This window comes from Frigoribacterium sp. CFBP 13712 (genome assembly GCF_014842255.1).
Lineage (GTDB): Bacteria > Actinomycetota > Actinomycetes > Actinomycetales > Microbacteriaceae > Frigoribacterium.
Genome location: NZ_JACYVH010000005.1, coordinates 1 through 16,978, shown reverse-complemented (window position 1 = coordinate 16,978; position 16,978 = coordinate 1). Strand labels below are relative to the sequence as shown.

16 protein-coding genes are annotated in these 16,978 nt (G+C 69.9%); 7 read left to right on the top strand and 9 right to left on the bottom strand.

From position 1 onward, the window contains the following. Nucleotides 1-39: 39 nt before the first annotated feature. From opgC to IFT51_RS09720, 7 genes are all read right to left on the bottom strand, one after another. Nucleotides 40-2,535 (bottom strand): OpgC domain-containing protein, encoded by a 2,496-nt coding sequence (opgC, locus tag IFT51_RS15610; RefSeq protein WP_192060907.1) that lies wholly within the window; start codon nucleotides 2,533-2,535, stop codon nucleotides 40-42. Beyond that, nucleotides 2,532-2,960 (bottom strand): ATP-binding protein, encoded by a 429-nt coding sequence (locus IFT51_RS09745; protein ID WP_192060906.1) that lies wholly within the window; start codon nucleotides 2,958-2,960, stop codon nucleotides 2,532-2,534. The genes opgC and IFT51_RS09745 overlap by 4 nt, the downstream gene beginning before the upstream one ends. Then, on the bottom strand, nucleotides 2,953-3,282 hold the full coding sequence (locus IFT51_RS09740) for an STAS domain-containing protein (RefSeq protein WP_197981978.1): 330 nt from the start codon (nucleotides 3,280-3,282) through the stop codon (nucleotides 2,953-2,955). The genes IFT51_RS09745 and IFT51_RS09740 overlap by 8 nt, the downstream gene beginning before the upstream one ends. Further along, nucleotides 3,282-5,225 (bottom strand): glycosyltransferase, encoded by a 1,944-nt coding sequence (locus tag IFT51_RS09735; protein ID WP_371740761.1) that lies wholly within the window; start codon nucleotides 5,223-5,225, stop codon nucleotides 3,282-3,284. The genes IFT51_RS09740 and IFT51_RS09735 overlap by 1 nt, the downstream gene beginning before the upstream one ends. A 62-nt stretch (nucleotides 5,226-5,287) precedes the next feature. Continuing rightward, nucleotides 5,288-6,475, bottom strand: coding sequence for a SpoIIE family protein phosphatase (locus IFT51_RS09730; RefSeq protein WP_192060904.1), 1,188 nt, complete (start codon nucleotides 6,473-6,475; stop codon nucleotides 5,288-5,290). Between the two features lie 127 nt (nucleotides 6,476-6,602). Next, entirely contained in the window at nucleotides 6,603-7,655 is a 1,053-nt protein-coding gene (locus IFT51_RS09725; protein ID WP_192060903.1) for a hypothetical protein, read from the bottom strand. After that, the gene (locus IFT51_RS09720) at nucleotides 7,652-8,002 is read right to left on the bottom strand and encodes a GntR family transcriptional regulator (RefSeq protein ID WP_192060902.1); all 351 of its coding nucleotides are present in this window, start codon (nucleotides 8,000-8,002) and stop codon (nucleotides 7,652-7,654) included. Before IFT51_RS09720 ends, IFT51_RS09725 begins: the two co-directional genes overlap by 4 nt. Before the next feature lie 210 nt (nucleotides 8,003-8,212). On the opposite strand from IFT51_RS09720, the gene IFT51_RS09715 reads away from it, so the two are divergent. The 6 genes from IFT51_RS09715 (at nucleotide 8,213) to IFT51_RS09690 (ending at nucleotide 13,819) form a co-directional block, all read left to right on the top strand. After that, a complete protein-coding gene (locus tag IFT51_RS09715) occupies nucleotides 8,213-8,476 on the top strand; it encodes a GlsB/YeaQ/YmgE family stress response membrane protein (RefSeq protein ID WP_192060901.1) in 264 nt (87 codons plus the stop codon). Nucleotides 8,477-8,917: 441 nt separating this feature from the next. Next, on the top strand, nucleotides 8,918-10,081 hold the full coding sequence (locus tag IFT51_RS09710; RefSeq protein ID WP_192060900.1) for a hypothetical protein: 1,164 nt from the start codon (nucleotides 8,918-8,920) through the stop codon (nucleotides 10,079-10,081). Then, a complete protein-coding gene (locus tag IFT51_RS09705; protein WP_192060899.1) occupies nucleotides 10,078-11,052 on the top strand; it encodes an ABC transporter ATP-binding protein in 975 nt (324 codons plus the stop codon). The genes IFT51_RS09710 and IFT51_RS09705 overlap by 4 nt, the downstream gene beginning before the upstream one ends. Further along, nucleotides 11,049-11,786 carry a hypothetical protein gene (locus IFT51_RS09700; protein ID WP_192060898.1) on the top strand — a complete coding sequence of 246 codons (738 nt, stop codon included), beginning with the start codon at nucleotides 11,049-11,051 and terminating at the stop codon, nucleotides 11,784-11,786. The genes IFT51_RS09705 and IFT51_RS09700 overlap by 4 nt, the downstream gene beginning before the upstream one ends. A gap of 29 nt (nucleotides 11,787-11,815) precedes the next feature. Further along, nucleotides 11,816-12,580: a hypothetical protein gene (locus tag IFT51_RS09695; RefSeq protein WP_192060897.1), complete on the top strand. Its 765-nt coding sequence runs from the start codon at nucleotides 11,816-11,818 to the stop codon at nucleotides 12,578-12,580. A 24-nt stretch (nucleotides 12,581-12,604) separates the two neighbouring features. Then, on the top strand, nucleotides 12,605-13,819 hold the full coding sequence (locus IFT51_RS09690) for a multidrug effflux MFS transporter (RefSeq protein ID WP_192060896.1): 1,215 nt from the start codon (nucleotides 12,605-12,607) through the stop codon (nucleotides 13,817-13,819). Between the two features lie 103 nt (nucleotides 13,820-13,922). Here the strand turns inward: IFT51_RS09690 and IFT51_RS09685 are convergent, their stop codons facing one another. Then, a complete protein-coding gene (locus IFT51_RS09685; protein ID WP_192060895.1) occupies nucleotides 13,923-14,429 on the bottom strand; it encodes a hypothetical protein in 507 nt (168 codons plus the stop codon). 112 nt (nucleotides 14,430-14,541) lie between these two features. Here IFT51_RS09685 and IFT51_RS09680 point away from each other — a divergent pair, with 112 nt between their 5' ends. After that, on the top strand, nucleotides 14,542-15,468 hold the full coding sequence (locus IFT51_RS09680; RefSeq protein ID WP_192060894.1) for a hypothetical protein: 927 nt from the start codon (nucleotides 14,542-14,544) through the stop codon (nucleotides 15,466-15,468). 409 nt (nucleotides 15,469-15,877) lie between these two features. On the opposite strand, the gene IFT51_RS09675 is transcribed toward IFT51_RS09680, so the two are convergent. Further along, nucleotides 15,878-16,978 (bottom strand): endonuclease/exonuclease/phosphatase family protein (locus IFT51_RS09675; protein ID WP_206758086.1); only part of this gene is annotated, 1,101 nt, incomplete at its 5' end.

Here is a 16,978-nt window from a genome sequence, read left to right as displayed (position 1 = left end):
AGCGCAGGAGGCGCGGGTCGCGACGACCGCGCCGGCCGGCTACCGCGGGATGACGGAGAACAGGAACCGCTTCCGCACCATCCACCACACCAGCAGGATGACCGCGGTGTGGATGATCGTGCCGGTGATCACGTTCGTCCGGTCGAGGCCGGGGATCGACGCCACCGCCAGGGCGAAGAAGACCTGCCAGATGAACACGTAGAGGCTGGCCTGCCCGAGCGGGATCCACAGCCAGCCGAGGGCGGCGGCGATGGGCTTCCAGAACACCGTGAGGATCGCGTAGACGCAGACGACGACCAGGGCGGTGTCGACCAGGCGGCCCCACTGCATGTCGACGCGCTGGTAGCCCGTCAGGTACAGCGAGTCGTAGATCGACGAGGGGATCGGCCCCAGGTCGAAGCCGTAGGTGCTGCCGGCCCAGATCAGGGCCAGGAACCCCGCGTAGCCGACCACGCCGACCCCGACCAGCACCTTGCCGACCGTCGTCGTCAGCGCCGAGACGATCTGCCGCCGGTAGTTGCCGATCACGAGACCGTGGGTGAACAGCACCTGCCAGGCGAAGAGCGGGAACACCGGCTCGAACTGCGAGGGCAGCAGCGAGAAGTCGGGGAAGAGCACGCCGACCGCGTAGACGGCCCAGCTGCCGACGAGCACGACCCACCAGAGACCGCGCTTCACGAGCCACATGAGACCGGGGATCGTCAGGCTGAGCACGACGAACAGCCCCATGATGTTGAACGGCCAGGGACCCATCTCGAGCAGCAGCAGCTGCCGGACGGCGTACCAGGGCGGCGGGTAGTCGAGCAGGCGGTCGGCGTTCGGGTAGAGGTCGTAGACCCGGCCCATCGCGCCGGCGCCGGTGTCGCCCGTGCCGCGGTCGGTGAAGGTCGTGATCTCGTCGGTGTTCACCAGCGGCACGAAGCTCAGGGCGAAGACGACGAGGATGACGACGAGCGTCACGACGTACTGCTTGCGGGCCCGCACGAAGGCGCCGATCGCGGCGGTCTTCTCGCCGAACTTCTTGACGCCCAGCGGGTAGACCATGCCGAGCACGAGCCCGCTGAGGAACACGAACATCTCGGCGCCGGTGATCGCGCCGACCGCCTTCAGCGTGACGAACGAGTACGGGCCGGCGACCTCGATGTGGGTGATCACCACGGCCAGGATGATGAACCCGCGGAAGAGGTCGATGCGGAGGTCGCGCCCGGGCTTGCCGTCGTCGGGGTAGCGCCAGCGCGGCAGCACGCGCCCCACGACGCCGCTCAGCAGGAACGCCAGCGCGAGGGCGACCGCGCAGCCCACGATCCAGCCCATCTCGTCGCCGCCGCCGCCGTCGCGCACCTGCACCGTGGCGGCGTCGCCCTCCTCGGGTGTGACGGGGTCGGTGAGAGGCCCGAAGACGATGGCCCCGCTGTCGACCAGGTCGGCGCGGAACGCCGCGGCGATGGCGTCGTCGTCGGTGGCGCGCCAGTCGACCTCGCGGTCGCCGGCCTCGGCCTCGTCGCGCACGGTCTCGAGCCAGGTGACGCCGGCCACGAGGGGCTGGTCGTCGAGCGCGGTGAGCATCTGACGCCACCAGCCCTGCTTGACCGCGAGCTCGGTGGCACCGTCGAGCCCCTGGTCGTAGAGGGCGCCGGTGTCGAGCAGCAGCGGGTGGTCGGTGCCGACCGCGAACCGGTCGTAGAAGGTCGCCTCCTGCGGCTGCGAGTAGCCCCAGGTCTCGTCGAAGCGCGCCTGCACCTCGCCCTCGGCCGGCGCCTGGTTCGCGACGAGCGGCACATCGGTGCCGGCGGCCGTCGAGGCGTCGCCCTTGCCGAAGAAGAACATGGTGAGACCGACCCAGTCGACGGCGTCGTCGCCCGGGTAGTACGGGCCGTACGGGTCGTCGGCCTCGGTGACCGTGCCGTCGCCGTCGGTGTCGAGCAGGGCCTCGTCGCGGGCCCCGGTCGCGGGCAGACGCCCGTCGGCCTGGGCGAACGGGTAGCCGGCGCCGTACGAGGGCGCCCAGACCATGTCGGCGGTGGACGTGCCGTCGTGCACGGCGTCGGCGATCTGGCCGAAGGCCCGCACGAACTCGGTCGGCTGCTGCCCCCAGCGCTGCCAGTTGCCGTTCATCTCGGGGGCGAAGCGCACGAGCTGCGCGATGCCGTACTGGTCGTGGAACTCGGTCAGCAGCTCGTCGGCCCGGGCGGCCTGGTCGGCGTCGAGGTCGGCGAGCGGTCGCGACGGCTCGAGGCTGACGACCAGCGCGGCGCCCTGAGCCGCCGCCGCGCGGGCCGATCGCCGCCACTGATCGGCGGAGCCGTCGTCGATCGGGTAGTCGATGTTGACGGAGTACGTCGAGGGGGTCTCCCCCAGGCGATCCGCGTAGCCGTCGGGCCCGTCGGAACCCCAGTCGAGGTCGGGCCCGACCCAGGCCCCCTCTGCAGGAGGCGCGGTGTCGGCGGTCGCCGGCGCCGCGCCTCCCAAGACCAGGGGCACCACGGCCACCGCCGCCGCGAGTGCGGCGAGGGCGCGCAGTGCCGGTCTTCTCACCGACGGCACACGAGAGTCCAGATGTTGCGGCCGCCCTCGCGGGTGTAGTCGAGCGACTCGAGGCTGAGCATGGCGAGTGCCAGACCGCGGCCCCCCTCGTCGTCGAGATCCGCCATCGACACGTCGCTGAGGTCGATCTCGGCGGGCAGGCCGTTGTCGTTGAAGACGGCCGTCAGGCGCTCGTCCTCCGCGCGGAGCTCGAGGGTGAAGCGGCGACCCTCGATCCCCTCGGCGCCGTCGGCCACGATCGAGTGCTCGATGACGTTCGCCGCGATCTCGACGATCGCCGTCTCGAACGGGAACCGCACCTCCATCGAGTCGATGCCGAGGGCCGTCCACCAGGCCTCGAAGGTGTTCTGGACGAGATCGATGCTCTCGGGGACGGCCGCGACGTCGATGACGCTGACGCCGTCGCTCTCAGTCATGGAGCGCTTCTTCGACCGAAGCGCGGGGCTGGAGGATGCGGTCGAGGTTCGTGAGCTTCAGCACCATCGACACCTGCTCGGTCGGCGCGACGAGCCGCAGGTCACCACCCGCCTGGCGCGCGGACTTGAGGCACGACACGAGCGCGCCGAGCCCCGACGAGTCGACGAAGGTCGTCTGCGACAGGTCGACGATGATCAGCCGGTCGCCGGCCTCGATGCGTGTCGCCACCTCCGTCCGCAGCTGCGGGGTCGACACGACGGTGAGGCGCCCCTGCGGGGAGATCACGCATCCGCCCTCGACGGTCTTCACTTCTACGGTCATCATGGGGATTCCTTGTCTCGGGGCTCCGGCCCCGTGTAGAGAACGGCGCGGACGACGATGCTGAAGATCACCAGGTCGAAGACGACCCAGAGGATGTTCACCAACGGCGCGATGCCGTCGGCCTGTCCGGTCGCGTAGCGGATGCCGACCAGCACCAGTGCTGCGGCGAGGCAGCCCATGGCGACGAGTTGCGGCTTCACGAGGTCCCAGCGTGGCCCGTTCGAGGCCTGCTTGGTCTTGGGCGTCACCGAGAAGCCGAGCGCACGGCCCCGGTAGACGTTCTGGAACGCCGTCGTCACCGACGCGATCCAGACGGGGAAGAGCGCCAGCGAGTACTGCTGCCCGCGCCAGGTCGGCCGCCCGGCGGCCACGACCCAGAACAGCACCTGGTTCAGCACCAGGAACGGGATCAGCCGGGCGAAGAAGTCGACGCTGTACGCGGTGACGGGCACGACGCCGAACGAGAGGCAGAGCACGGGCGCGCCGATGTAGACGAGGGCGGCGAAGCCCGAGAGGTAGCTCCACATCGTCGAGAAGTACATCAGGCGCTGGCCCAGCGAGAGGCCCTTCTGCACGAGCGGGTTCTCGCGGAAGAAGACCTGCATCGTGCCCTGAGCCCACCGCAGGCGCTGGGTCATCATGGTGTTCAGGTCTTCGGGGGCGAGGCCGATCGCGAGGATCTCGTCGTGGTAGACCGACTTCCAGCCGAGGCCGTGGAGGCGCATGGCCGTCGCCATGTCCTCCGTCACCGAGATCGTGGCCAGCGGCATGATCGCCTGGGCCTCGTCGCCGCGGTCGACGTCGAGCGCGCCGACGAGCATCGAGATCGACTCGATGGCCTGCAGCGGCGACGCCGAGCGGTCGCTGAGCAGATCGAGGGCTGCCTGGTCGAGCGCGTCGAAGGTGCCGGGGCCGACCGACATGGCGGCGAGCTCGGCGATGTCGTCCTGCATGGCGGCGACGTCGGCGTCGGCGAACCGGTAGGCGATGGTGTCGATGCCGCGCTGGAACCGGTACGTGACGTCGCCGAGCGAGTCTCCGCGGGCGAGCTCGACCCGGGCGCGCTCGACGATCGTCTCGGCCTCCTCGAGCACTTCGAGAACGCGCGGCTGGTCGACGGCCTCGAGACGGGCGTGCTCGATGAGGCGGCTCGACGTCTTGACGGCGCGACGCACGGCCGACTCGACCTCGGCGACGTACCGCGACACGCCCAGCTGCATCAGCGCCTCCCGACGCAGGACGGCGTTCGAGCCGCAGAAGAACGCGCTGTTCCAGCCGTCCTTCGACTGCTGGATGGGCCCGTAGAACAGCGGGGCCTGACTGCCGAGCGGGTCGGACTCCGGCACGTTCTCGAACCACTGCGGCGTCTGGACGAGCGCGGTCTTCTCGTCTTTGAAGTACCCGAGGGTGCGGTGCAGGATGCTCGGCTCGGGCACCTGGTCGGCGTCGAGGATCAGCAGGAACTCGCCCTCGGTCGTCAGCAGCGCGTTGTTCAGGTTGCCCGCCTTGGCGTGCCGCGGGCGGTCGACCCAGTCGGACGACCGGGTGATGACGCCGATCCCCGCGCCCTCGGCCGCCTCGCGGATCTCCGCCCGCCCGCCGTCGTCGAGGATCCACGTCGTGTGCGGGTACTCGATGGCCTGCGCGGCGAGCGCCGTGCGCATCACCATCTCGACGGGCTCGTTGTAGGTGGTGACGAAGACGTCGACGGTGACGACGGTCTCGGGCGAGTCGGGCGACGGCGGGGTGGGCGGCTCGCCCCGTTCGCGGAGGCGCCAGGCGCCGAGGCCGAACAGCAGCGAGTCGATCACGCTGTACGTCTCGGCGACGACGAGCGGCACGGCGATCCACCACGAGGTCCAGTTCACCGAGACGGCCCAGCGCCAGATGATGTAGTTCAGGCCGGCGAGCGATGCGAGCAGCACGACGACGCGGATGGGCACGATCCGACGGGCCGGGGTCGACCGGCCGAGGAGGCGCTGGTCGCGTCGGGTGAGGAGGTCCGTCACGGACGTCGGTCCAGTACGAGGAGGGTCACGTCGTCACGGGCGATGCGGTCGCGGGCGAGCAGGGCGATGGCGTCGACTAGATCGGGGGCGTCGGAGCGTTCGGCGTCGCCGGAGCGGGCGACGATGCCGCCGACCTCGGCCAGCCAGCCGTTCTCGTCGTCGAGCACGTCGAGCACGCCGTCGCTCATGACGACGAGCCGGTCGCCCGGCAGCAGCACGATGGTGTGGGTCTCGTGCGTCTGCGCCTCGAGCCCGAGCGGCAGGTCGGATCCCATCAGCTGCTCGACGGAGCCGTCGGCGCGGACGACCAGGGCGAGACCGGAGCCGGCGTCGACGTACGAGAGCTCGTCGGTGTCGAGATCGAGCACGGCGTGGAAGTACGTGACGAAAGAGCCGGTGCGCTGCAGATCGCCGATGACGGCGCGCTCGATGCGGTCGACGGCCGTGCCGAGGAGGCGGTTGTCGGTGACCGTGGGGACGGCGGCTCGGCAGGCGGCCCGGACCGACGACCCGAGGATGGCCGCGCCGACGCCCTTGCCCATGACATCGCCCACGGCGACGTGCACCTGTCGGCCGACGACGCCGTAGTCGAAGTAGTCGCCGCCGACGCTGAGGGAGGGGAGGCAGACGCCCTCGACGTGGACGTCGTCGATCTCGAGCGGCTCGGCGGGCAGCAGCGCCTGCTGGGTCGCGGACGCCGAGGCGGCCTCGGCGTCCGCCAGCAGCTCGCTCTGAGCCCAGGCCGCGAGGTCTTCGAACTCGGACATCTGCTCGGCGTCGAGATGACGCGGTTCGAAGCCCATGACGCAGAACGAGCCCACGACGTTGCCCGACCCGTCGAGCAGGGGGTGACCGAGGTAGAAGCCGAGGCCGTTGGCGCGGAACGGCTCGATGTGGTCGAAGCGGGCGTCGGCGGCGGCGTCTTCGGCGGAGATGATCTCGCCCGAGTCGATCACGAGGTGGCAGGGGGTGTCGTGCCGACCCACCACCGGGACGTCGAAGCCGTCGCGACCGAGGAAGAGCGCGCGCTGATTGTCGAGCACCGTGACCGACGACATCGGCACGCCGAAGATCGCCCTGGCCATGCGGGTGATGCGGTCGAGGCGGGGATTGCGGTCGGAGTCGATGACGCCGAGGCTCTCGACCGCCCGCTGACGCCTGATCTCGCGAGTCGACTCCTGCATCGCTGCACCCCCTCTCTGTGGACACTCTAAACAGATGGAGCGGTCTACGGCGGCGATCGGGCCGCCGCCGGTGGCCCCATTTCTGGTCTGGCCGGGGTGTGGAGGAGCCGGTTGACGAGCCGTAGGGTCAGCGCTGCGCGAGAGCAGCCGCGACGGACGCGGCCGACTCGGCGTCGTCGATGGTGACGGCGACCGCGCTGCCGTCGCGGCGTCGGACGACGATGCCGGGGCGGCGGCCGGTGACGTAGGCGGTGCCGCGCTTCGAGACGCGCAACCCCCAGCCGCCCCACGACATCGGGTCGAGGGTCTCGGTCTCGACGCCGGCGACGTCGGTCAGGCGCACCCGCAGCAGGCGGACGCCGAGCAGCGCCGAGACGAGGCGCACCCCGCGCTGGTCGACGGTCAGTCGGACTCGCCCCAGAGCGAGGACGGCGGCACCGGCGAGCAGCAGCACGGCCGAGTAGACGACGACCGAGGAGGCGCCCATCACGAAGAGCACGGCGCCTACGACGATCGCCAGGGCCATCACGACGGACCCCATCACGACGAAGACGGGGCTGCCGGTGGTGCCCGACCACGCCAGCCGCTCCCCCGGTCGCAGATCCGCCGGGCGGACGCTCGCCCGGTCGTCGAACTCCACGTCGGGCAGCGCCCGGACGCCGCTGCCGGTCGCCAGCCAGCCGACGACGACGCCCCAGGCGAGGCCCGGGAGCGTGAGCGCGGGCGTCCAGCCGGCCACCGCCTCCTCGGGGGTCGGCGCGGCCGCGGTCGCGAGGGCGGTGGCGACCCAGGTGCAGGCGGCCAGGCCGGCGAAGGAGGCCGCGCCTCCGGCGATCAGACGTGACGGGCGCCCGCGCCGGGTCAGAGCGGCCACGATCGACACTGTGGTCAGGGCCGCGACGATCGCCGCGACGACGGCGAACGACGACCATGTGCCCGAGAACCCGTCGGCGGCGCCGTCACCCGACCAGTGACGCGCGATGGTGTCGCCCAGCCGCGGACCGAGCACGAGGGCGACGACCACGAGGAGGGCCGCGGGCGCGAGGGCCGCGACGACGGCCGAGGAGGTGCGGAGCAGGACCACCCCGTCCACCTCGGCGGGCACGGGGTCGGCAGGCACGGGCGTGGTGCCGGTCTCGGGCTCGTCGGGCGTGCTCGGGGCGGGTCGGTCGGCGGTCATGTCATCCCCCTGATGATCGTGGCGAGGTCGGCGGGTGCGATGCCGAGGCGGGCGGCGTCGCGCACGAGCGCGGCGGCGGCGGCGTAGAGGGCCGTGGTCGGGGCGTCGGCGCCCGCGATGACGACCGCCCCGCGACCGCGACGGAGCTCGATCAGGCCGGCGGTACGGAGCGAGTCGTAGGCCCGCAGGACGGTGTGCATGTTGATCGCGAGGGCGGCCGCGAGGTCACGAGCCGAGGGCAGTCGCTCGCCGACCTCGATGTCGCCGTCGGCGATGCCCCGGCGGATCTGCGTCACGATCTGGTCGGCGATCGGCATCTCGGATGCCGGGTCGAGCCTGATCAACATGTTCTAGTTCTACTAGTACAAGTGGTTGCTCGCAAGGGCCCCCGTGCGCTTATCGGCTAGCCGATGCTCGAGCTCGAGCACGAGACTCTCAGGAGGCGCACAGTGGATGTACCGCTAAGCCTCGATTTGAGGCTCCTGAGCTCGTCACCATCTCGGTGGTGAGGGGGTCAGGCGGTGCCAACTTGTCGTCAACTGCTCGAAAGGTCTCTCATGAGCTTCCTCGCCTTCCTCCTCCTCGGCCTCATCGCCGGCGCCATCGCCAAGGCCATCCTCCCGGGCCGTCAGGGCGGCGGCTGGATCGCCACCCTCGTGCTCGGCGTCATCGGCGCCCTGCTCGGCGGCTGGATCGGCGGCGCGCTCTTCGGCGTCGACTTCAACGGCTTCTTCTCGATCGAGTCGTGGCTGATCGCCATCGTCGGCGCGGTCGTCGTGCTGTTCGTCTACGGCCTCATCACGGGTCGCAGCAAGCGCTGACCCTCCGGGTCTAGAAGAAGGGGCGGGCGCAGTGCGCCCGCCCCTTCGTCGCGCTCGGGGTCAGCCGATGTTCGCGTGAAGACGAGGCCGCCTGCACTGTGCATCGCATCCACTGTGGTCTCGAGCAGGCGTTCGCCGACGCGGCTGTCGACATCCCCACCGGTGATGCCGACGGCAACCGACGTCGCATCGGGCATCGCGAGATCGACGCCCTACGTGCAGGTGTCGATCGCATGACCCCTTGACATAGCATCCGATATCTCTTACGGTCGTTCGTATTGACATGAGAGGAGGGAAACTATGGATATCGCGACCATCGTCCGTGAGCTCGAGAACACCACGGCAGTCTTCAGAATCAGCCAGGTCGGCTGGCGTCACTAGAACCATCAGGCGGGTGCAGAACGAACTGCACCCGCCTTTCTCGTCTTTGGAAGTGCACCGATGCTCGAAACAACTCTGACCCGACTCGCTGATCACCTGTCCTCTGTTGATGGCGCGGTCACGCCAGCGCTTCGTGAACGTTCCGCCATCGCACGCTTGGCGGCGGTTCCCCTGACCCGCACGCACCGGGCCCCGAACTACGCGAGTGATCTCGGACTCCGCCGGAGCGACGACCCCGGGCAATACCTCGTCGACGCGGCGAGGCTAGTGGGGGTCGATGCGATTGAGGCACGGAGCGCTTTCCGGCCGGACAGCGTCTCCCGCGCTTGGATCGCCGGCGAGCTGTCCGACGCAGACCTCGCCGGGCATCTGGACTGCATGATCAACTTCGCCGGGCTCTGGGACGATGCCGGTGCTCTCGCCCAATTCATCGTCGATTCCGACAAGCTCCCCGCAACCCTCCGTTCGCTGACGTATCTGGGCACAGCCCTGGCGGCGATCCGAGACGACCGCACCGAGCGAGTCTTCGCTCATCTCACCGCGGCGACATGGGTCACCGACGCCGAGTCCTGCATGAGCACGGTGCGACGCGCCGCTTGGCTGACGAAGCGGCGAGGGCAACACGAGCAGGCCGCTGCGATCCTTCGGGCCGAACGACGCCGTCTCGACCGCGCAGTCCAACAACGTCGACTCGCCCCCGCCGACAGAAGCGCGCTGGCAGGAGTCACGTTCAATCTTGAGGCGCTGACGTCGGTGCACCGTGGTGCCGAGGTAGAGGCGGCCCGTCTCCTCCTGGAAGCAGAGGCCCACCTCGACGAAGGCGATGTCGTCATGGTCGACGACGACCACCGTCGCCGGTACCTGGCTCAGGTCCGGGTCAACAGGGCTCAGTTGACCGCGCAGGACGAACACCGTCTGCAAGTCGCCAGCCTGAAGCTCGATGAGCACCTGGCCTGGACACGTGCGCACCACAATGAGTCGATCTCAGAGGCGATGGCGCTGGCGGGTTATCTCCACTACCGATGTGGTCGATGGTCTGACGCCGCAGCACTCCTGACCGAAGCAGAAGCCATCATCATCGACGAGGGGGCTCCGAGCCGGTTGACCAGCGTCCGACGGAACCTGGTGGCCGCTCATGCCCGCGCCGGCGACGATGCGGCCGCTCAGGCGGTTCTTGAACGTCTGTCGATGGACCCGTCCGGGGTCCTCCGGCTAAGCGCATGAGCGACCCGATCCTCGACGTGCGAGAGGCACGACGCAGCTTCCGGACGTCGGCAGGATCGATCGAGGCTGTCCGCGGGGTCGACCTCTCCATCGGCGCCGGCGAAGTCGTCGCCGTCCTCGGCCCGAACGGCGCCGGCAAGACCACCACGGTCAAGATGGCGGCGACGTTGCTCGAGCCCACGCGCGGCTCCGTCCGAGTCGCAGGCATCGATGCTGTCGCCGACCCTCGCGCAGCTCGCCGTCACCTGGGGCTGGTGCTCGGAGGCGACCGGGGCTTCTACATGCGGGCCAGTGCCGTCGAGAACCTCCGTTTCTTCGGGGAGCTCCAGGGAGTACACGGACGCGCCCTACGGCAGCGGATCGTCGAGGTGCTCGCCCGCGTCGGCCTCTCCGATCGTCGAGACAGCAGGGTCGAGACCTACTCCAGGGGCATGAGGCAACGCCTGCATCTCGCGAGAGCGCTCCTCGCAGAGCCCGAGCTCATCCTCCTCGACGAGCCGTCCATCGGGCTCGACCCTGAAGGCGCCGAAGACCTCCGCGGGCTGATCCGTGAGCTGCGGGCCTCGGGCAAGGCGGTCCTTCTGACCACGCACGATCTCACCGACGCCGACGACCTCGCTGATCGCATCGTGATCATCTCGGATGGTCTCGTCGTCGCGGAGGGGGCCCCCTCCGACATCGCGGCCCGCGCGGGGATCGGCACCGTGACGACCCTCACCGTCGAGTCGCGGGCAGATCCCCGGCCTATGTTCCGGTCCGTCCTCGGAACAGCGGACATCATCAGCGAGGAGCGGCGGGGACTCTGGTACGTCGACCTCGTCTGGGAGCACGGCCGTGATCCCGCCGCACCGGCCTTCCTCGCCTCCCTGGCCGACGTCCGGGCCTCCGTCACGAGACCGACGACCCTGGAGGAGGCGTACCTGGCCTTCCTGCGGACGCATCGAGAACGAGTCGGGACATCAGCGCCGTGAACGGGCTTCGAATCACGCTGTTCCACGCCCGGCAGCTCCTGCGGACGCCCTTCTTCCTGCAGCAGGCGCTCGTCGCACCATGCATCTTCGTCGCCCTCCGTGTCCTCGGCTCCCTCGGTGCCGACACCCCCCTGACGGCCTCGCTGTGGCTCGAGGGCTCCATCGCCGGCATCTGGGCGACGACCACGACCGCTGTCGGCATCATCAGCTACCAGCGCTTCCAGGGCACCCTCGAGCACATGGCCTTGAGCACCCTCCGCCCGGGCGTGGTCTTCGGGAGCCTGTGTGCGGCGGCGGCGACCATCGGACTCCTCGGCATCCCCCTCGCGCTCGGGTTGCAGCTCGCCGTGACGGGTCACGTGCACGTGGATCTCCGCGACCTGGTCTCGTTGGCCGCGTCGTTCCTTGCCTGCATGAGCTCCGCCCTCGTCCTGGCCGCGTTCTTCCTGGTCTCACGCTCGGCGACTGTGCTGGAGCCGCTGCTCCTGACCCCGATCTGGCTGCTCAGCGGGATCGTCGTCCCCTTGTCGTCATTCCCGTGGTGGATCGTTCCGGTAGCGGCGATCCATCCGCTCGTGGGGGCGGTCGCCGTCGGGCACTCGACGGGGTCCGTCGCTCTCGTGTGGCTCCTCGAGTCGGTGGGGATGTCCGCGCTGTGGGCTACGGCCGCGTGGGTTCTGCTGATCACGGCGCTCCGTCGAGCGCGTCGAGACGGAACGCTGGCGCTGGCATGACGGGCGCAGGTTCGACCTACCGCGCGGCGATGGTCATCGCATGGCGGGCGCTGCCCGAGTCGATCAGTCCGACCGTTCGAGCGGTCCGCCTCGGGGTGATCCCGCTGCTGACGTCGATGTTCTACCTCGCCATGGCGAGCGGTGCCGGGGCCGCCGATCCTGATGCGGGCGACGCCCTCGCCGCGTCGGTCGGCGTCGGTTCGGTCGCCGCGAGCGTCGCCGTCGCCACCCTGGTCGCAGAGGATCGCTTCGAGGGGACGACCCCGGTCCTCTTCATCGCCCCGCACGGAACCGTCGCCTCGTGGCTGGGTCGCTTCACCGTCGTCGCCGGCCTGGGCGTCCTGGTCGCGACCGTCGGTCTCCTCGCGACCCTCATGGTGGTCCAGCCGTCGGGCCGCTCAGACAGCTGGGGCATCATCGCCCTGGTGCTCATCGGCGTCGCACCGGCTGCCATCGGCATCGGCTTCCTCATCGGTGCCGCCAGCCTCTCCCTCCGCGACAGCTTGCTTCTGTCCAACATCGCAGAGTACGTGCTGCCCCTGGCGGCCGGGGTCGTCGCCCCCCTGAGCGTGCTGTGGCACCCGATAGATCTCGTAGCGCGTGTCATTCCCCTCGCGAACCTCATCGAAGCCGGGAGGACCGGCGTCGACGAAGGGATGTCGGAGGGGTTCTGGGGCGACTACGCCCTCGCTCTCGGCACCGGAGTCGTCTGGGTCATCGCGGCGGTCGTCGTCTGGGGGCGTTTCGAGCGACGCGCCCGTCGCGTCGGGACCCTGGAATCGTCGGCGTTCTGAGGCGCGTAGCTAGGCTTCGACGTGATGAGCGACGACGACGTCTCCCGGCCCCGCGCTGCCGCCCCGGCCCCCGGAGGGCGCGGTGCGGTCCTCACCATCGCGCTCATCGTCGGCATCTCGCCGTTCGCGACCGACATGTACATCCCCGGTCTGCCGGCCATCGCCCGCGACCTCGGAGCCTCGACCGCGCAGGTGCAGCTCAGCCTCACGGCCTTCCTCGTCAGCTTCGCGCTGGGGCAGATCGTCATCGGCCCGCTCAGCGACGGCACGGGTCGCCGGCGCATCGTCCTCGTCGGCATGTCGGTGTTCGCGCTCGCCTCGGTCGCCTGCGCGGTGGCACCCGACGCGAGCACCCTCGTCGTGGCCCGGGTGCTCCAAGGACTAGGAGGCGCGGCGGGCTCCGTCGCGGCCCGCGCGATGGTCGGCGACTCGACGACGGGCACCACCCGGAGCCGCCTCTTCGCCACCCTGGCGGCCATCAACTCGGTCGGCCCGGTCGTGGCCCCGCTCGTCGGCGGCGCCGTGCTGGCGGCCGGGTCGTGGCGCATCACGTTCGTCGTGCTGGCGGTCTTGGGGTCGGGGCTGGCCATCGCGGCGGCGCGACTGCTTCCGGAGACCCTCACCGCGCCTCCTGAAGGCGGAGCCTCGTTGGGTGCGTCGCTGCGAAGGATGCGCGGTCTGCTCGGGATCGCACGGTTCCGCTGGTATCTGATCACCGGGTGCGCGGCGACGATCGGCTTCTTCTCGTACATCTCGACGTCGTCGTTCGTCTTTCAGCAGGAGTACGGATTCGGCGAGGGGCTCTACACGCTCGTCTTCGCCTCGAACGCGTCGTGCATGATCGCGTCGACGCTGGTGTTCCGACGGCTCATCGGGCGATTCGACGAGGACCACCTCTTCACCGTCGGGCTCGCGGTCTGCGCGACGGGGTCGCTGCTGGTGCTCGTGGGGGCTCTCTCGGGTGCCGGGCCGGCGCTCGTGTGGCCGGCGCTGGCGATCGTCACGGCGGGGTGGGGGTGGGTGATCCCCGGGTCCATCACGCTGACGCAGGCGCTCGGCCATCGCTCCCCCGGCACGGCGGCGGCCCTCGTCGGCGGGCTGCAGTTTGGCCTGGGCGGAGCGGCCACACCGCTCGCCGGTTCCCTCGGCGGCACGGCCGTCGTGATGGGCGCCCTCATGCTGGGGTTCATCGCGGTCGGTCTCGGCGCGCAGGTCTGGGCGTCGCGGCGGGTCAGGTGACGGTGCCGGCGCCGGTGCCGGTGCCGGCTGAGCCGTGGCCGGGATCGAGGAGTCGCACGATCACACGGCCTGGATCACCCTCGTGAACGCGAGTCGTGTCGACCTACGGGAGGTCGAGGGACCCTTCGTCGCGGCGAGGGTCGGTCTGTGCCTGCAGACGGTCGAAGACGGGAGCGCAGGCCGCTCGGAGTTCGTGCCACGTGGCCTCCATGAGGCCCGTCAGCGGGATGTCCACGCTGTGCGCGTAGCCGTGCTGCGCGCGCGGCACCGCATCTCCGGGCAGGACGAGAGACTGCACGAACGCCCCCGTGTCCTGGTCGAACGTCAGCGTGTGCGAGGCGACGTTCCGCCCCCAGTCTTCGGAGGGCCAGGACACGAACGCCACGTGACGGGGTGGGGCGGCCGGGTCGGTCGCGGAGACGTAGCTCCCGTAATGCTCCTCGCCGGGCGAGAGGATCTTGTACGCGCCGTTGTCCAGGTAGATCAGCAGAGCCTCGGGGAACGGCTTCGCTCCGTACATGGCCGTGTACCGCAGCGCCTGGACGAACACGGGAGCGCCCAGCGGCACCTCGAGTGCTCGCCGTGGTGATGAGTGCTCTTGCTCGATCATCGTGTCTCCTCTCGGTGAAAACGGGTCGACAGGGGTGCCCAGATTAGGCGATCTCTTCAGTACGTAGGCGTCTCCGGAGCCGCTGGGCTGATCGGCCGGTAGCGTCGCCGTCATGGGGATCTGGTCTCGGCTCGTCGGCGCGGCGTCGAGCGACGTGCCCGCGGAGTTCGTCGTCGTCGTCAACCGGGAGAGCGTGTCGATGGGCGACGACGCCCAGTCGCACCATCGCGAGCTGCGGGTCCGGGCAGGGTCGCTCGTCGGCGATGTGGTCGAGCGCAGCAGCCCCGACGTTCGCGTACAGGGCTGGTCATGGGTGGCCGTCGTCGACGGAACGGTCGTCGCGGTGTGGTCGCTCGACCACGGCGTCGCCCTGCTCGCCCCCGACAGGCCCCTCACCGTGTCAGACCCAGCCGGGGTCGTCCAGGTGCGCTTCCTCTACCTCGGTCGGCTCGACCCGGCGTGGCTGCACGCGCGCCTCGCCCAGGGTGCGCCGCTCGACCGGGAAGCACTCGCCGCCGAGCACGCTCCGCTCGCCCGTGCGGTGCTCGAGCGTGAGCGCCGGGAGCGCGAGGCCGCGACGACCGCGCGCCTGCTCGGCCCGACGTGCGTGCGGGCGCTGGAGCATCTCGGGGCGGTCGTCGACCTCCACTCTGACGTGCTCTGCCGGTTCGACGTCGGCGGTGTCGCCTGGCAGGTCGAGCGCAGCGACAGCATGATCGTCGTCTTCGGCCGGGGGCGCCGGTCTCCCCTGGCGTCGCTGCGCCCGGTCGGCCTCGCGGAACGCTGGGTGCTGGCGGCGCTCGCCCTCGACCGGCGCGTCGCCGACGGTCTCGACCCGCTGCCCGACGCGCCCGTGCGCGCCGGGGCCGAGCCGGTCCAGCTTATGGTCGCGGGCAGGGCCCGGGCTGTCGAAGGCTCGTCGGGCGCGGTCATCGCGCAGCTGAGGGACGAACGCGACGTCGCGTCTCTCGACCTCGTCCTGGGTCGCGACCTCGACGAGGTGGTCGCGCTGTTCAGCCTCGCCGAGCCGCGCGCCTGAGGCACCCGTCGCGGCTCAGCCCGTGGCACCTCCGGCCGGCCCGACCGCGGGCTCGATGAGCTACGCGCGCACGGTGACGGCCACGACGGTGCCCGATCCGACGACGCCTGCCTCGGAGTCGGCGGTCCGGAGGTCCGCGGCGGCCCAGGCGAGCACCTCCGGTCGGCGAGCCGGTGTGCCAGAGCGGCGCTTCTGTGGGCAGTGTTGGCCACGTTCACACTCATGCTTGCTGTGTTCATGCTCACACACGGGGACGTTTTGTGGTTGGGCTAAGTCGGCGCAACCGCGGTACCCGTCTTGATCGACGCTTCTGCGCTCATCTACGGCGCCAGCTATCGAGTGCACCGCGTGCGGGAGTCGCGAGGGGAGTAGCAGAGCGTCTCGGTGGCCCATCCCCTATTGAGACGGGTTACGAGCTGTTCGGATTGAGCACGGTGACGATGGGGCGGTGGTCTGAGCCTCGGGTGGCCTGAGAGTAGAGCACTGCAAAGGCGACGGGCTCCCAACCTGGGCCGAAAAAGGTGTGGTCGATCGGGGCGCCCAGAGACGCTGGCAGAGCGGAGGGCCAGGTGCCTGTCGACTCAAGGCCCAGAGCAGAGGCCGCATCCTGACAGGGGCCGAGCTGGTCGCCGCCGAGATTTGCCAGGGTGGCGTTGAAGTCGCCGACGGCGACGATGTTCCGTCGGTCCGCGCACTGTTGCCGCGCCCAGTCGACGTGGCTCTGCCAGATGCTTGAGTCGACCAATGAAGGACGCTGCAGATGCGCCACGAGCAAGGCGGGGGCGCGGGGATTGTCTGAGGTCGCGACGAACCCAGCCCATGCCGGTGTCGTTTCTTGGTCGGCAAGCGAATATGTGCCGAGATGCTTCGAGATCAGCAACGTCGCCGAGGATGAATCGGTCCCGATGATCTGCATGTCGTGCTCTTGGGCGAGCCCGGCGAGAGTTCCATCGGCCACGGCCGTGAAGTACTCAGGCAGAGCAACGACGTTCGCTTGCTCGGTTTTGATCAACGCGCCCAACTGCTCGGTTGAGACGTCTTGTTGGTTGGTGTTCCACGACAGGATTCGTAGCTGCCCCGCCGACGAGGATCCGGTGGGCACCGTTGTCGATGGTGCCGGCCTTCCCGCCGTCAAGACGATTCCGAGGCCAGCACTAACGACGAGGACAACTAGCCCTGCGGACGTGGCGAGTCGGAGGCGACCCCTGATCGCCGCGATGACCACCGCCATGGAAACGAGGGCCACCCCGAAGAATGCAAGCTGCGGGAATGCTGCCGCGACGAACACCAATGGCGTCGCAGACGCGGTCTGCGTCGCCAAGAACACTGCAGCCGTAGCTCCGGCGGCGGCCACCACCATCACCCACACCAAGACTCGCCGCACATTGCCCCCGTCGTCATCGACAGCTTCCCAGACGCGACGCATCGGGCAGAAGCGACACGTGCCCGCCGATCGATCCCCTATCGGACGATGACGCGCCATGCGCCGTTTTCGGTGCTCGCGACCGAG

What these genes read in the sequence shown, in the direction of transcription:
- IFT51_RS09715 (WP_192060901.1), top strand. Translation starts at nt 8,213, where the DNA reads ATGAGCTTCCTCGCCTTCCTCCTCCTCGGCCTCATCGCCGGCGCCATC.
- IFT51_RS09680 (WP_192060894.1), top strand. Translation starts at nt 14,542, where the DNA reads ATGGGGATCTGGTCTCGGCTCGTCGGCGCGGCGTCGAGCGACGTGCCC.
- IFT51_RS09725 (WP_192060903.1), bottom strand. Translation starts at nt 7,655, where the DNA reads ATGACCGCCGACCGACCCGCCCCGAGCACGCCCGACGAGCCCGAGACC.
- IFT51_RS09690 (WP_192060896.1), top strand. Translation starts at nt 12,605, where the DNA reads ATGAGCGACGACGACGTCTCCCGGCCCCGCGCTGCCGCCCCGGCCCCC.
- IFT51_RS09685 (WP_192060895.1), bottom strand. Translation starts at nt 14,429, where the DNA reads ATGATCGAGCAAGAGCACTCATCACCACGGCGAGCACTCGAGGTGCCG.
- IFT51_RS09730 (WP_192060904.1), bottom strand. Translation starts at nt 6,475, where the DNA reads ATGCAGGAGTCGACTCGCGAGATCAGGCGTCAGCGGGCGGTCGAGAGC.
- IFT51_RS09705 (WP_192060899.1), top strand. Translation starts at nt 10,078, where the DNA reads ATGAGCGACCCGATCCTCGACGTGCGAGAGGCACGACGCAGCTTCCGG.
- IFT51_RS09710 (WP_192060900.1), top strand. Translation starts at nt 8,918, where the DNA reads ATGCTCGAAACAACTCTGACCCGACTCGCTGATCACCTGTCCTCTGTT.
- IFT51_RS09745 (WP_192060906.1), bottom strand. Translation starts at nt 2,960, where the DNA reads ATGACTGAGAGCGACGGCGTCAGCGTCATCGACGTCGCGGCCGTCCCC.
- IFT51_RS09740 (WP_197981978.1), bottom strand. Translation starts at nt 3,282, where the DNA reads ATGACCGTAGAAGTGAAGACCGTCGAGGGCGGATGCGTGATCTCCCCG.
- IFT51_RS09720 (WP_192060902.1), bottom strand. Translation starts at nt 8,002, where the DNA reads ATGTTGATCAGGCTCGACCCGGCATCCGAGATGCCGATCGCCGACCAG.
- IFT51_RS09695 (WP_192060897.1), top strand. Translation starts at nt 11,816, where the DNA reads ATGGTCATCGCATGGCGGGCGCTGCCCGAGTCGATCAGTCCGACCGTT.